Here is a 13,839-nt window from a genome sequence, read left to right as displayed (position 1 = left end):
ACGCCCTCCCGACGCAACGACAAAACCGTAAAGCCCCGCGTTCAGCATAACCCGGCAGGAATCCACTTAAATCCAGCGGGGCGCTGTCCAAACAACCGGGGCCAGCTCTAAGTTCGGCGCCACCAACGCGACGAGCTACACCGTCAACTCCAATACGCAGATCACGGCGACGGCGCCGGCGGGGTCCGCCGGGACCGTCGATGTCACCGTCACCAACGGCTCGACATCGCCGACGTCGGCGGCGGACCAGTTCACCTATGTCGCCGCGCCGACGGTGACCTCGATCGCGCCGACATCAGGTCCAGCCGGTGGCGGAACATCGGTGATCATCACCGGCACGAACTTCAGCACGACCACTGGTGCTGCCGGCGTGAAGTTCGGCGCCACCAATGCTGCGAGCTACACGGTCAATTCCAATACCCAGATAACCGCGACATCGCCCGCAGGGACTGGCACGGTCGACGTCACAGTGACGACTGTGGGCGGAACGTCCGCAACCACGGCCTCCGACCAGTTCACCTATGCGGCTGCGCCCACCGTCACCTCGATCTCGCCGACGTCGGGCCCGGGCGGCGGCGGCACCACCGTGACCATCACCGGCACCAACTTCACAGGTGCGACGGCCGTGACTTTCGGGGGAACGGCCGCGGCCGGCTTCACCGTCAATTCGGCGACCCAAATCACCGCGACATCTCCGGCCGGGACCAGCACCGTGGATATCCGAGTGACGACGCCCGGCGGGACGTCGGCAACATCCGCGGCGGACCAGTTCACTTATATTGCCGCTCCCACCGTCACCTCGATCTCCCCGACCACAGGTCCGGCGGCCGGCGGGACGTCGGTGACGATCACCGGAACCAACTTCACCGGAGTCACGGCCGTGACGTTCGGCGGGACCGCGGCGGCCGGCTTCACCTTCAATTCAGCGACATCGATCACCGCGACCTCACCGGCGGGTGCAGCCGGTGCTGTTGACGTCAGGGTCACGACACCGGGCGGGACATCAGCGACCTCGGCTGCGGATCAGTTCACCTATGCTGCTCCGCCAACAGTGACATCGATCTCGCCGACATCAGGCTCGCAGACCGGCGGCACAACCGTGATCATCACCGGCACGAACCTCTCCGGAGCAACTGCGGTCACGTTCGGCGCAACAGCGGCAACCGGTTTCGCGGTCAATTCGGCGACCCAGATCACCGCGACCGCGCCCGCAGGCACTGGCACGGTCGACATCACGGTGACGACCGTGGGCGGAACATCGGCAACGTCGGCAGCCGATCAATTCACTTATGTTCCGGCACCGACGGTCACTTCGATTTCGCCGACCTCCGGTCCGGGCTCTGGCGGCACCACCGTAACCATCACCGGCACCAACTTCTCGGGCGCGACGGCCGTGGTGTTCGGAGCAACGGCTGCGACTGGCTTCACGGTCAATTCGGCGACCCAGATCACCGCGACGTCGCCAGCAGGAACCAGCACGATCGACATCAGGGTGACGACAGCCGGCGGTACGTCCGCAACATCTGCAGCGGACCAGTTCACCTATATTCCCTCCCCGACCGTCACCTCGATCTCACCCACCGCCGGCCCGCAGGCGGGCGGCACGGTAGTGACGATCACAGGCACGAATTTCACCGGCGTCACGGCCGTGTCATTCGGCGGTACGGCCGCGGCCGGCTTCACGTTCAATTCCGCGACCTCGATCACCGCGACCTCGCCGGCCGGGACCGGCGCCGTGGACGTCAGGGTCACGACGCCGGGCGGAACGTCCGTGATCTCGGCCGCTGATCAGTTCACCTATGCCGGCCCTCCCTCGGTCACGTCGATTTCGCCGACAGGCGGCCCCCTGGGCGGCGGCACGACGGTCACGATCACCGGCGCCAATCTGTCAGGTGCAACGGCGGTGACGTTCGGCGCCACGGCGGCGGCCGGCTTCACCGTCAATTCGGCAACCCAGATCACTGCGACATCGCCTGCCGGGACCGGCACCGTGGACGTCAGGGTAACGACGGTAGGTGGAACGTCGGCAACGTCCGCCGCTGACCAGTTCACCTACGCCGCCGCGCCGACCGTCAGTTCGATCTCGCCGACTGCGGGTCCGCAGACGGGCGGCACGGTCGTCACGGTCACGGGCACAGGATTCACCGGTGCCACCGCAGTGACATTCGGCGCAACCGCCGCAACGAGCGTCACGGTCCATTCGTCAACATCAATCACCGCAACGTCACCCGCCGGTACCGGCACCGTCGACCTCCGCGTGACCAATCCGGGCGGCACCTCGGCCACCTCCGCCGCCGACCAGTTCATCTATATCGCCACGCCAGCCGTCACGTCGCTTTCGCCGACGTCGGGGCCGGCGGGCGGCGGCACAGTGGTGACGATCACGGGCACCAATTTCACCGGCGCGACGGCCGTGACGTTCGGGGCAACGGCGGCAACTGGCTTCACAGTCAATTCGGCAACCCAGATCACCGCGACATCGCCGCCCGGCACCGGCACCGTCGACGTCAGGGTAACGACATCAGGCGGCACATCGCCGACGTCAGCAGCGGACCAGTTCACCTATTTCGCCTTGCCGACCGTGACGTCGATTTCCCCGACGGGCGGCCCGCTCGCCGGCGGCACGTCGGTGACGGTCACAGGCACCAATTTCACCGGTGCGACCGTCGTGAAATTCGGGGTGACGAACGCAACGGGCTTCACGGTCAATTCCGCGACCTCGATCACCGCGACCTCTCCCGCCGGCACAGGCACCGTTGATCTCACCGTCACGACGCCGGGCGGAACGTCGGCCACATCAGCCGCGGATCAGTTCAGCTACGCCGCAACGCCGGCGGTGACGTCGGTTGCGCCGAATGCGGGCCTGCTCGCCGGCGGAACGTCGGTCACCATCACGGGCACCGCGTTGTCCGGAGCCACCGCGGTGAAGTTCGGCGCGACCAATGCGACCAGCTTCACTGTCAATTCGGCAACCTCGATCACCGCGGTCTCGCCGGCCGGCGCCGGCACGGTCGATATCACGGTGACGACGCCGGGCGGAACATCACCGATATCGGCATCAGATCAATTCAGCTACACACCGGCACCGACGGTCAGCTCGATCTCACCGAGTTCCGGATCCGCGATCGGCACCACCTCCGTGGCGGTCACGGGGACCGGATTCACCGGCGCCACCGCAGTGAAGTTCGGCGCCAACAACGCGACCAGCTTCACGGTCAATTCGGCAACGTCGATCACGGCAACCTCGCCGCCCGGCGCCGGCACGGTCGATGTCACCGTGACGACGGCCGGAGGTACGTCGCCGACCTCGGCGGCAGACAGGTTCACCTATCTGTCCGCGACGACCACCACGGAGCTCACCTCGTCGAAGAGTCCGAGCAGCTACGGCGAGTCTGTAACGTTCACGGCCAAGGTGGGCAGCTTGGGCGGAACGCCGACGGGAACAGTCACTTTCAACGACGGCGGCACGCCGATCGGCACGTCTACCCTGTCGGCCGGCGTCGCCACCTTTGCCACGACCACGCTCGCCGTCGGCAATCACAGCATCACGGCGACCTACAACGGCAGTGTGGCCTTCAACGCCTCGACCTCACCGGCCCTGAACCAGTCGGTCGACATTCCCGCCGACAGCGCCAAGCTGCGCGCCCTCCAGCTCAACGTCACCAAGATCGTGGCGCAGAGCTCGGGACAGGCGATCTCCGGTTCGATTGACACCGCGATTTCCGAAGGGTTCAGCGACGGCGGGCAATACATCACGCCAGGCGCGGGCGGGCTGCGCGTCAATTTCGCCGCAGCGCCCGACGGCGATGAGGACGACAAGCCCAAATCCGGTCAGCAGCCCGGTTCTCAAAGTTTGAACGCCTATTCGGGCGACGGCGGCTCCGGCCGGACCGGCGGCCGCGGGCGCGGCTCCTCGCGGATCGATGACGCCTTCGCCGCGATCGATCGGGCGGCTCCGACCAAGGCACCGGCTGCGCGCTTCAGGGAGCAGAAGGACTGGCTGTTCTGGATTGACGTGCGCGGCAGCGGCATCGATCAATGGGGCTCGTCCGGCAACGTCGGTCAGGGTGCAACCCAGGCCACGCTCTTCGGCCAGCAGATCAACCTGCTGTCCGGACTGACCTACCGGGCGAGACCCAATTTGCTGGTCGGTGTGACCGGCGGTTACGAGAACTTCAGCTACACCCAGACCGACATCAACGGAAAGCTGAAGGGCGACGGCTGGACCGTCGGCGCCTATCTCGGCTGGAAGATCATCCCGACGCTGCGTTACGACGTGGCCGTGACCTATTCCGGCATCGGCTATGACGGCACCGCCGGCACGGCCCAGGGCAATTTCAACGGCAATCGCTGGATATTCGCGACCGGCTTCACCGGCAGCTACAGCTGGGCCAATTTCAATATCGAACCGTCGGCCAAGGTCTACGCGATCTGGGAGCGGGAAAACGCCTATGTCGACTCGCTCGGCACCCAGCAGGCCGCCCGCACCTTCTCGAGCGGCCGCGCGTCTGCCGGCAACAAGGTCTCCTACCGCATACCGTGGCTCGATAGCGTGCTGCTGGTGCCCTACGCCGGCGTCTTTGCCGACTATTACTTCACGCAGGACGATGCGGCCGCGATCGTTGCTGCGGGCGGCATCCCGCTCGCTTCGACACCATTGCTCCAGGGCTGGTCAGCCCGCGTCACGGGCGGCATCGGCGCAAGGCTGGCGAGCGGCACCACGGTCGGCTTCGGCGCCGAACTCGGCGGCATCGGCAGCAACACGCAGATCTGGACTTTCACGGGACGCGCGCGCATCCCATTCTGATCCCTGGGCGCGACGACGGGCCAGCGGCGCTACGCCGCTCGCCGGATTTGCCGGCTTGGAGTACCTGCTTAGTAAAGGCCGCGGCCGCTCAGGATGCTGCGAGCCTCGGCGGCGCCGTCGGCCGATGACGGCGCGTTCTCGGTCGCGTAGCGGCCATCCTCGTCATAGGACACGGCGCGCGCGTTCTGGAGCGCCCGGCCACGGCCCCGGCTGCGGCTAGAGGCCGACATCTCCGAGGTCGCGTTGAGCGACGCCATGTCGGCGGAGGTGTTGCCGAGATTGTAGGGCCGCCCCTCCGGCGTCGGAACCTCGCCGCGAATGGCGCCGCGGTTCGACGATGGCAGCTCCGGCACGAAGGGCCTTGCCGACGCGACCCGCACCATCGAGGGCGACGGCGCCGGGATCCCGGTGCGCAGGGTCGCAATCAGCTGGCGGTCGTCGGAGCCTTCCAGCGGCGCCCGGCCGACATACTCGACACGGACCTTGGCGACGCCATTGCCTTTGAATTCAAGGAGTTCAGCCGCTTTGTTCGAGACGTCGATGAGCCGGTTGCCGTGATAGGGTCCGCGGTCGTTGACGCGCACGATCAGCGATTTGCCGTTCGAGACATTGGTCACCCGCGCATAGGACGGCATCGGCAGGGTTGGATGCGCCGCTGTCAGCGAAGTCATGTCGAACACTTCGCCATTGGCGGTCAGGCGGCCATGGAAATCGTCGCCGTACCAGGACGCCATACCCTCGGCGCGGTAGTTGACGTCCTCCTCCGGCACGTAGGTCCGGCCGGCCACGACATAGGGCTTGCCGACGCGGTAGGTGCCGCCGCCTTTCGGGACCGGATCCCCAAACGCCACGACCCGCGGGCTCGAGGACACGCCGTATTTCGGATCGACCCGGCTGGCGAACTTGTTCGAGGAGGCGCAATTGGCGAGCGCGAGGCAGGTCGCGACCGCCGCAACACCGCGCGCGGCCCGCAAAACCGAATCTGACCGTCGGATCCCCATGTGCCCCAAATACCACTTCGCCGGAGGCGTACCCAACCCGCTTTGGCTACGGGGGAGCGCTATCCGGTCCCATAATCCGAGGCGGCCCACCACCGCGTCGGAAGCAGTAAGGATAACGCAACCCGAACACGGCGGAAATGGGGAGCCCACAGCGTTCACGCCGGGATGGTAAACGGGACGTTCGCTTCTCCCCCGTTGATCTACGGAGCGTAGGCACCCTGCTCTGTGCCACTCCTGGACATTCTGTTGCGCCAAATCCTCACTCCACCCCCATTGTCTTGTGGCTCACTGGAATTCTTTTGACTGTGCAAGGCCGCACGCGTTTTCTCGGTTGCAGGGGCGAACTGGAATTTGACGATGATCGAGACGGTTTCGGCACTGATGGGTCTGGTAAGCGCGGGGATCTTCCTGGCTCATGCGTTTGAAGGTTACCGCACGAGAGCCTGAGGGCATTCGCGCGGACGGCAAGGATCACCTCTTTCAAGACGGCACGTTCGGACAATTTTAATCGATCCGACCGAGCATCGAACACGAGAGCGACAGGTGTCCCATGCGCAACCATGACTTCGTATCCGATGGCTTCCTGGCACTGACCGCCGGCGGCTTGGTTCTTCTCTGCTCGAGCCTTGTGGCACTGGCTTTCGGCTGAGCATCACCACCGCTCTCCTTCTTTCTAACCACAACTACACCGCGATGCAGCATACAGCGCTGTCCGGTATTGCCCCGCTCCCGTTTAGTTGATTGAATTTCTGCGTTCGGCGCCTCGACTCATTTCAAGAGGCCATCACCAACGAGGGTGACGCAAATGCTTTCTGAGAAATTTTTTCTGGTTCTGGAATCGCTGATCCGCGGCGACCGCACCTATCCTGACGGAAGTCCCCGGGTGATCAGCACCTCCCCGCACGTGCCGGTGAAGCTGCCGGGCCGGAAATAGCCGCCCCCCAAACTTCCGAATCACGCGCAGCTCAGCGCAGGCCCAATAGCGAGCGGCGATAGAGGCTGTCGCGGGCCTCGCTCAGGCAGACGAAGCTGCCGTCAAAACCCTGGCCATACCGCTTCTGGCCCTTGCCGTAATAGACGCCTTTCCTGAAATCGAGCCAGACCACCTGGTCGTGGGGGCAATGACGTTGCGCCTGCGCCTCGTAGCGAAACGGCGTCAGCGGTGTCGCCGAGACCTCCGCGCCACCGGCGCCAACCACGATTGCGACGGCGACCGCGATGCCGCCGAGCCCTTTGCCGAAGCCGCTCCAAGACACCCCCGCCTCCCGATTCAAGCCCTGGCTCTTTGGCCGTTCAGCACGGTAGCACGAGACTGCGCGATCTGTCGGCCGCAGCCGGCGGCCTGGCCGTCTTCCGCCGGCCATCTTGTCGGGTTACATGAAAGCGAGATCATCTCAGCTCGCGAGGATGCTGCCTGAATGTCGGTTGAGCCTGGACCCGAGTCCGAACTGCGCACCGAACCCCGCCCGCCGACGCCGCGTTTGGGCGTGCTCCCGATGATCATCTTCGGCTCGCGCTGGCTGCAACTGCCGCTCTATCTCGGACTGATCGGGGCGCAATGCGTCTACATCGTGCTGTTCCTCAAGGAGCTCTGGCATCTTTCTTGGCACGCGATCGACCTCACCGAGCAGCAGATCATGATGAGCGTGCTGGCGCTGATCGACGTCGTGATGATCTCCAACCTGCTCGTGATGGTCATCGTCGGCGGCTACGAAACCTTCGTTTCGCGGCTCGACCTCCAGGGGCATCCCGACGAGCCGGAATGGCTCGGCCACGTCAATGCGAGCGTTCTGAAGATCAAGCTCGCCATGGCGATCATCGGCATCTCCTCGATCGCGCTGCTGCGGACCTTCATCGAGGCCGGCAATCTCGGCTCGAACCGCGCCGGCTTTACCGAGACTGGCGTGATGTGGCAGGTGCTGATCCACCTCACCTTCATCGTCTCGGCGCTCGGCATCGCCTTCGTCGACAAGCTCAGCGATTCAGGCATGCGCAGGCACGCCGAGTGAGGCGCGAGGCTGCCTTCTACTTGTCTGCTTCGAGCTGCGCGAGCGCCTGGTGCAGGCACTCCTGAAGCTTCTGCGCGACCTGCTCGCGCGCGACGCCCTTGGCGGCAAGATCGCCAGACACCTTGCCCACGACATCGTCGGTCTGGCTCTCCAGATTGTCCGTCACCAGCGCCGTTGCGTAGCTTGCCGCCGCATCGCCGCTGAGCCCGAGCTGGCCCGCGGCCCAGAGCCCGAGCAGCTTGTTGGACCGGGCCGTGGCCTTGAACATGAATTCCTCGTCATGGGCGAATTTGGCCTCAAAGCCCTGCTCGCGCTTGTCGAACGTGGTCATGGTCAGCTCCAATGCGTTTTCGCTGAGGAGAATCGGACTGGCTGGGAGCGAACGTCTCCGTGGTTCTCGTCAGTTTAGGATCATTTGAATCTTCCTCCCGGAAGGCCGAGGCCGTCAAGCCTGCGCGGTGGTGCGCCGCAGCCCGGGCGTGGGCACGGCACGCACCAGCGCCGCGCCAGCCAAATCGGCTAGGCACAGATGTTTACCGTCCGTTAAGCAGACTCGGCGCCGGATAGGCCGGGGGACATCGAGAGCTGACGCATGAACAAAGAGCTGCGGGAGTTTCGACGGCTTGAACGGGTCTGCCTCGAGCAGGCCGCCCTCTCCACCATGGATCTCGCGCGAAGCGGGTTGCTCAAGGTCGCCGACGATTGTCGCATCGCGGCCGAGGCGATCGAGGCGCAAGCGCCCCGCGGCGCGTTCGCCGGCGCCGTCCAGGCGCTCAAGCTGGCTTTGAGCGCAACGGGAATGTCCAACCGGCATTAGCCGCCGGTCTCCGGTTGGCAGATCGCTTCAGAAGATTGCCGGCGGTGACAGCGCTCGGTCAGCCCTTCGCCTCGGCCGCTTCGCGCGCGAGCCGCTCGGCCCTCAGCCGTTCCTTGTTGGCGTAAAACGCCTTCTGCGCCTCTTCGTGATCGCGCATGGCCTTTTCGGCCTCGATCCGGCGTGCGGCATCACGAGCCTGGCGCTGCTCAGGGGTCAAGGGTTTGCGTCGGAAGGAAAGGTCTTCGGTCATGCGGAGACAACGCGCAGGCAGCGAAACGGTTCCACGAGTTGAACCAGGCAGGCCGACGCGGTCGATTGAAGTCTCAACATATCAGATAGTTAGATGATGCACTCGTCGGTCCGCCGGACCTATTGCGTCGACCCCGGCGGTTTGACGCCTGGGAGAGGGCACTGCGGTGCCGCGGGAATCGCGCTGCGGACGGGCGGCTCCGGATAGTATTGGGTATCTTGCTGAACCTCGCGCGCCAGCTCCGTGCCTCCGAGCAGCGTGATCAACATCAGCGCCTCGTCGAGGCCCGCAGATATTCCGCCTCCGGTCAGGCGATTGCGATCCAGCACGAAGCGCGGATGTCCGTCGGCAATCTTCACCTTCGGGAACAGCGTCGGGAAGCAGTCCAGGAAAGCCCAGTGCGTCGTCGCCCAGTGGTCGTCGAGAAGACCCGATGCCGCGAACAGCATCGCCCCCTCGCAGACCGAGCACATGTACTTCGCACCGGCGGCCTGCTTGGTCAGAAACTGGACGTAGGTCCGGTGCGGATCGTTGATGATCTCGGTGAGCGCGACTGGATCGCCGCCGGGAATCCAGACGGCATCATATTGGGTGCATTCCGCAAAGGATTTTGCGACCTCGAACGGAAATCCCCGGTTGCGAAACCGTTTCATTCCCGGCTTTGCCGCGACGATCTCGACGTCGAAGTCTGCCCAGTCGAACATTTCGAAGGGGCCGGCGACGTCGAGCATGTCGACGCCGTCGTAGACGGGAATGCCGATCTTCATCGCGCGTAATCCTCCCTGCTTCCTGTGACGATCAATGTTTGTGGCCTACGGGCGTCGCCGCGGGTGTCGCCGTCGGCTGCTTGGCATGACGCATCCCCGCCATCCCGAGGCCGCCGCCCGGCGCGTTGAGGTCGGGAACGATCGCGATGTTGGCCATCATGCCCGCGTCCTCGTGGTCCAGGATGTGGCAATGCAGGACATACTCGCCGATGTAGCGGTCATACCGCGTCCTGACGCGGATCTGGTAGTTGTTCTCGACGATGATCGTGTCGCGGAATGTGTGCCACATGCCGCAATACTGGTTGGCCAGTTGCTGCTTGTCGGCATACACGATGTCAGCTTTGCAGGTGCCGTCGGGATTGTAGATCGAGATCTGCTGACCGTTGGTGTTGGTGGTGGTGACGTCGATCACCTGGAACGGATTGACGTGGATATGGAAGATGTGCGGTTCGCCTTGCGCGGACAGCAGCCAATCGTCCGTGGTGTTGACCTCGCGCGTGAAGTTCACCACGTCGGGATCGTACGAGGCGTTGTTGACCGTGAAGGCCGGGAAGTTGATCGCGAAGGCCGCCTGCTGCTGCTGGCTGCCGGCAGCCGGCGGCGCAAGGTTTTCGAATGGCGCCCACGGGCGCAGATCGCCGTCACGCAGCCCGGTGCGAACCGCGTCCGGCAGCGTCGGATTGGCATCGTACAGCGCCTTGCCGACATAGGCCTGCAGGTCGCCGGTCACGGGCTGGCCTCCGCGCACATGGACGTAGGCCAGCAATTGCGGGGTCGTCGGCCCCTGCCCGCCGCCATTGCCGTTGGACACGCGCTCTGCCTTCGGCGCCGCCTGGTTGAGCAGGCAATAGTCACCGTCCGAGGGGAATACGACGAGGACGTCGCTGCGATAGCCGGGCTGCATGTAGTTCGATTCAAGCACGCCGCCGACTTGCGAGGCGTGCACAGTGCGCAATTTGGTCCGGGTCAGACCGTCGGATGCGATCTCGAACTGCGGGATCAGTGTGCCCGTCGAGGCGTTGCAGGCGGCCAGAAGATCGGCCTTCTGCTGCTGGCGGTTGCCGCTCAGCGCCGAGGTCGCGATCAGGTTCGTTGTGCCGACCGGCGTAGCCCGCACGAGCTGAATATTGATCGTGTCATGAATGCCGGCATGCACGAAGCGCCAGCGCTGGATCTCGCCCGCCGGCACGGTGAGCGTCGGCTGCACGATGCCATTGACGCTGGTGAAGCGGCCATTGGTGTCCCAGATCGACGAGGAGTCCAGTTGCAAGCCAAAGTTCTCGACCACGCCGGGGCTTACCGGATTGCCTGAGGTCGCCAGCGGGCACGTCCACGGCGCGTTGGCGATATTCGCCGGACTGCTGGCGTTGTAGAGTCCCTGCGTGGTGTAGATCTGCTGCCACGGGCCGCCGGGCTGGTTCGGCTGGTTGGCGAAGCAGGCATAGGCGATCTGCTGAAACAGGAAGAGCTGCTCCTTGAACGGGGCGCCGTTGACGTCATGCAGTACCGTGTCGATATCGGCAATCGGCTTCGGGTTCTGCGGCGACGGCGGCGTATAGGGACGCTCGCCCTTGACGACCAGCACGCCCGAGGCGCCGCTCGCCACCTGCACTGCCGTCGAGCCATGACGGTGGGCGTGATACCAGAACGTCCCCGCCGGATGGTCGTTGGGGATGTTGATCTCATACGGAAACTTCGTCTGCGGGGCGATGTTGAGCAGCACGTTGTCGCTGTTGCCGGCAGGCGAAACGTGCAGGCCGTGCGTGTGCAGGTTGGTGGTGTTGAAGCACCCGACCAACGCCGGCAAGCCCAGCCCCTCCGGCGGATTGGGCAGACAGCTCGGGTCGTCCTTCGCGAGCTGGTTGACCAGGTCGACGCGCAACGTATCGCCGGGCTTGACGAAGATCGCCGGACCCGACTTGCAGCCGCCATAGGAGCGCAGCTCGACGGGGTCGAGGCCATCCGGTTGCGGATCGGTCGGATCCGGGTTGTTGATGAAGAAGCGGCCGCGCACGAAGTTGAGCACCACCGAGACGATCGAGCCGCTGCGCGAGATCGATCCTTGCGGCCGGCAACCGCCGACGGCCGGCGCCACGGCGGCCTCCAGGGCCACGACATTGCCCTGTCCGGGCAGCGTCGGCGGCGGTTCGAAAGCACGGGGAACCGGCGCCGCGAATGCTGGAAGGCTCGGTCCCAGCGCGGCGATGACAAGACCAATTCGCGCGAAGCTCTTCATCATGTTGTCCGCCTTACTGTTCCAGAAGACTGCTCGAAGGATTGCGTGAAGGCGCGTCGGCATGCCGACGCCGCCAGAATGGCCGCTCGGACCAGCGCGAAACACTGCCGTAGTGTTCGCTCAGCGTCGTCGCGTAGGCCGCGGCCTCGCGCGCGACCCACGCCCCGTAGCGATCGAGAGCGGCCGCATCACCGCGCGCGAGGCAATCGCAGGCGGCGTAGGCGGCGAACACGCCCGAGCGCATGGCCTTGACCACGCCGTGGCCCGAGATCGGATCAAAAGCGCTTGCGGCATCGCCTGCGCAGAGAAAATGGAAGCCGGCAGTCGTTGCGGCGTACCGACTGCCCGCAGGGATCAAGCGGGGTGGTTCGAGCCGAATGATCTTGCTCGCGAGCGCCGAGACGAATTGCGTCCTGGCGAGAGCTGCGCGCCAGCCGTCCGGCGTGTTCAGCCTGAGGCCACGCGCGAGATCGGCATCGGTCATGCAGGCAAAGGCGCGCCTGCCCTGGTCGAGTGCCATCGTGTACCACCAGCCGTCTTCAAAGGCCTCGACGACCAGTTCCGGTGCGGCCGGTCCCGATGTCGTCGCCTCGGCATAGGCCGCAATCAGGCGGTCCTGCGCTTTCGCCCGCGCCCCCTGGCGGTCGGCGAGTGCGCGGGCGCGGCCCGTCGCGTCGATGATCAGCCGAGCCGAATGGCTGTTGCCGTCGTCGCAAACGACCGACCAACCGTCCGCCTCGCGCGCGAGATGACAGACCTTCGCATCGACGCGCTCGGCCGCCGGGCACCCCGCCGCCGTGAGCCAGCCATCGAACGCGCGGCGGTCAACGCGCCATGACGGCCCGCGCGCTTCCAGCAACAATTCGCTCGCCGTCAGGCCGGCCTGGTCCCAGGAGGTGAGCGTGCGGTGCGATGGCGCAAAGCCCTGCGCCAGGAAAGTCGGCCACAGACCAAGCTGCCGCAGCACCGGCTGGACCAGCGGTGACAAGATCTCGCCCCGTCCTTCGCCTCGCCCGCGCCGCTCGGACGGCGCGATCACGGCCACTCGAAGCTCCGGCGCGCACATTGCAAGCGCGCGGGAAGCGGCCGTTCCAGCTGGACCTGCGCCTGCAACGATGATGTCGAACGCGGCCAAGGTCAGTCGGCCCGGACTGCGTAGAACGACGCCACGACGCCGGCTGGCGCCACCGTGCCGGGCGAGCCGCCGCTGTGCGGGATGGTCCGGATCACCGAACCGACGATGGCCGGGCGCTGGTCGACGCCATTGGGCCAGACCGGCACCAGCGAGCCCCAATAATCGTAGATCCATTCCTCGCCGCCGACGACGCCGGTGCCCTGGAAACGCACCTGCATCGGCGATCCATAGGCGCGCGATCCCTTCAGCGCGAGCGACCAGCCCGGGCCGCCGATCGTGCCGGTCAGCAGCTGCATCGGCCCGTCCGCGATCTCGATCGTGCCGCGGCCGAATTCGAGATTGTTGAAGGCCGTGTTGACGTCGGGGTCATTGAGCAGGCTGCGATAGGTCCAATGTCCGACGAATGGATTGTCGCTCATGATGCCTCGCTTTTGGGATCGGGCCTCGACCCGGTTGTTCGCTCGACGCTGATGTATTTGGGCCCTTGATAACTGTCGGCGGGCTTTACGGCCGGCTCGTAGGGATTGCGCACGATGAAACCGAGCAACGACCACTCGGTGACCATCTTGAGGTCGCCGACCGGCGTCTGCGGGACGCCGCGGCTCCACGTCGTCCAGACGTAATTGGGCTTTCCGTTCGAAACCGAGGCGATCTCGAACGACTGCAACGGCCGATGCGCCGGCCACCACAGCGTGGTCCAGGTCTTCTAGAGCTGGCCCCGGTTGTTTGGACAGCGCCCCGCTGGATTTAAGTGGATTCCTGCCGGGTTATGCTGAACGCGGGGCTTTACGGTTTTGTCGTTGCGTCGGGAGGGCGT

Annotated in this window: 13 protein-coding genes and 1 pseudogene; 5 read left to right on the top strand and 9 right to left on the bottom strand. The window is 65.3% G+C overall.

Going from position 1 to position 13,839, the window contains the following annotated elements; all coding sequences use genetic code 11:
- Positions 1-70 precede the first annotated feature (70 nt).
- Positions 71-199: pseudogene (locus tag QJT78_RS53295) on the top strand (hypothetical protein); the annotation flags it as partial.
- 75 nt (positions 200-274) lie between these two features.
- Entirely contained in the window at positions 275-4,807 is a 4,533-nt protein-coding gene (locus QJT78_RS43215) for an IPT/TIG domain-containing protein (protein ID WP_281460617.1), read from the top strand.
- 68 nt (positions 4,808-4,875) lie between these two features.
- On the opposite strand, the gene QJT78_RS43210 is transcribed toward QJT78_RS43215, so the two are convergent.
- Positions 4,876-5,808 (bottom strand): septal ring lytic transglycosylase RlpA family protein, encoded by a 933-nt coding sequence (locus tag QJT78_RS43210; RefSeq protein ID WP_049807918.1) that lies wholly within the window; start codon positions 5,806-5,808, stop codon positions 4,876-4,878.
- Positions 5,809-6,613: 805 nt separating this feature from the next.
- On the opposite strand from QJT78_RS43210, the gene QJT78_RS43205 reads away from it, so the two are divergent.
- Positions 6,614-6,742, top strand: coding sequence for a hypothetical protein (locus QJT78_RS43205; protein WP_264653540.1), 129 nt, complete (start codon positions 6,614-6,616; stop codon positions 6,740-6,742).
- Positions 6,743-6,773: 31 nt separating this feature from the next.
- Here QJT78_RS43205 and QJT78_RS43200 read toward each other — a convergent pair whose 3' ends face one another.
- Positions 6,774-7,064 carry a hypothetical protein gene (locus QJT78_RS43200; RefSeq protein WP_028153372.1) on the bottom strand — a complete coding sequence of 97 codons (291 nt, stop codon included), beginning with the start codon at positions 7,062-7,064 and terminating at the stop codon, positions 6,774-6,776.
- Between the two features lie 162 nt (positions 7,065-7,226).
- On the opposite strand from QJT78_RS43200, the gene QJT78_RS43195 reads away from it, so the two are divergent.
- Positions 7,227-7,817 (top strand): TIGR00645 family protein, encoded by a 591-nt coding sequence (locus tag QJT78_RS43195; protein WP_028153371.1) that lies wholly within the window; start codon positions 7,227-7,229, stop codon positions 7,815-7,817.
- A 16-nt stretch (positions 7,818-7,833) separates the two neighbouring features.
- Here the strand turns inward: QJT78_RS43195 and QJT78_RS43190 are convergent, their stop codons facing one another.
- Positions 7,834-8,148, bottom strand: a complete 315-nt coding sequence (locus tag QJT78_RS43190; protein WP_028153370.1) for a DUF1476 domain-containing protein — start codon at positions 8,146-8,148, stop codon at positions 7,834-7,836.
- Between the two features lie 261 nt (positions 8,149-8,409).
- Between QJT78_RS43190 and QJT78_RS43185 the strand changes: the two genes are divergently transcribed.
- Positions 8,410-8,634, top strand: a complete 225-nt coding sequence (locus tag QJT78_RS43185; RefSeq protein WP_028153369.1) for a hypothetical protein — start codon at positions 8,410-8,412, stop codon at positions 8,632-8,634.
- A gap of 58 nt (positions 8,635-8,692) precedes the next feature.
- Here the strand turns inward: QJT78_RS43185 and QJT78_RS43180 are convergent, their stop codons facing one another.
- From QJT78_RS43180 to QJT78_RS43155, 6 genes are all read right to left on the bottom strand, one after another.
- A complete protein-coding gene (locus QJT78_RS43180) occupies positions 8,693-8,884 on the bottom strand; it encodes a hypothetical protein (protein WP_028153368.1) in 192 nt (63 codons plus the stop codon).
- Positions 8,885-9,003: 119 nt separating this feature from the next.
- Complete coding sequence (locus QJT78_RS43175; RefSeq protein WP_028153367.1) at positions 9,004-9,651, bottom strand: DJ-1/PfpI family protein; 648 nt, start codon at positions 9,649-9,651, stop codon at positions 9,004-9,006.
- 31 nt (positions 9,652-9,682) lie between these two features.
- On the bottom strand, positions 9,683-11,890 hold the full coding sequence (locus QJT78_RS43170; protein WP_028153366.1) for a multicopper oxidase domain-containing protein: 2,208 nt from the start codon (positions 11,888-11,890) through the stop codon (positions 9,683-9,685).
- A gap of 10 nt (positions 11,891-11,900) precedes the next feature.
- Positions 11,901-13,022, bottom strand: a complete 1,122-nt coding sequence (locus tag QJT78_RS43165) for a tryptophan 7-halogenase (protein WP_264653541.1) — start codon at positions 13,020-13,022, stop codon at positions 11,901-11,903.
- Positions 13,023-13,024: 2 nt separating this feature from the next.
- Positions 13,025-13,441 carry a hypothetical protein gene (locus QJT78_RS43160; RefSeq protein ID WP_028153364.1) on the bottom strand — a complete coding sequence of 139 codons (417 nt, stop codon included), beginning with the start codon at positions 13,439-13,441 and terminating at the stop codon, positions 13,025-13,027.
- Positions 13,438-13,689, bottom strand: coding sequence for a hypothetical protein (locus QJT78_RS43155; RefSeq protein ID WP_281460616.1), 252 nt, complete (start codon positions 13,687-13,689; stop codon positions 13,438-13,440). The genes QJT78_RS43160 and QJT78_RS43155 overlap by 4 nt, the downstream gene beginning before the upstream one ends.
- Positions 13,690-13,839: the final 150 nt, after the last annotated feature.

Origin of the sequence: Bradyrhizobium sp. Mp27, from assembly GCF_029953005.1 — a bacterium.
Lineage (GTDB): Bacteria > Pseudomonadota > Alphaproteobacteria > Rhizobiales > Xanthobacteraceae > Bradyrhizobium > Bradyrhizobium barranii.
This window is presented reverse-complemented; position numbering and strand designations above follow the sequence as displayed.

Bases quoted from the DNA above. Each gene is read 5' to 3' on its own strand.
- QJT78_RS43170 (WP_028153366.1), bottom strand. From the start codon at position 11,890: ATGATGAAGAGCTTCGCGCGAATTGGTCTTGTCATCGCCGCGCTGGGA.
- QJT78_RS43190 (WP_028153370.1), bottom strand. From the start codon at position 8,148: ATGACCACGTTCGACAAGCGCGAGCAGGGCTTTGAGGCCAAATTCGCC.
- QJT78_RS43175 (WP_028153367.1), bottom strand. From the start codon at position 9,651: ATGAAGATCGGCATTCCCGTCTACGACGGCGTCGACATGCTCGACGTC.
- QJT78_RS43160 (WP_028153364.1), bottom strand. From the start codon at position 13,441: ATGAGCGACAATCCATTCGTCGGACATTGGACCTATCGCAGCCTGCTC.
- QJT78_RS43185 (WP_028153369.1), top strand. From the start codon at position 8,410: ATGAACAAAGAGCTGCGGGAGTTTCGACGGCTTGAACGGGTCTGCCTC.
- QJT78_RS43195 (WP_028153371.1), top strand. From the start codon at position 7,227: ATGTCGGTTGAGCCTGGACCCGAGTCCGAACTGCGCACCGAACCCCGC.
- QJT78_RS43210 (WP_049807918.1), bottom strand. From the start codon at position 5,808: ATGGGGATCCGACGGTCAGATTCGGTTTTGCGGGCCGCGCGCGGTGTT.
- QJT78_RS43180 (WP_028153368.1), bottom strand. From the start codon at position 8,884: ATGACCGAAGACCTTTCCTTCCGACGCAAACCCTTGACCCCTGAGCAG.
- QJT78_RS43205 (WP_264653540.1), top strand. From the start codon at position 6,614: ATGCTTTCTGAGAAATTTTTTCTGGTTCTGGAATCGCTGATCCGCGGC.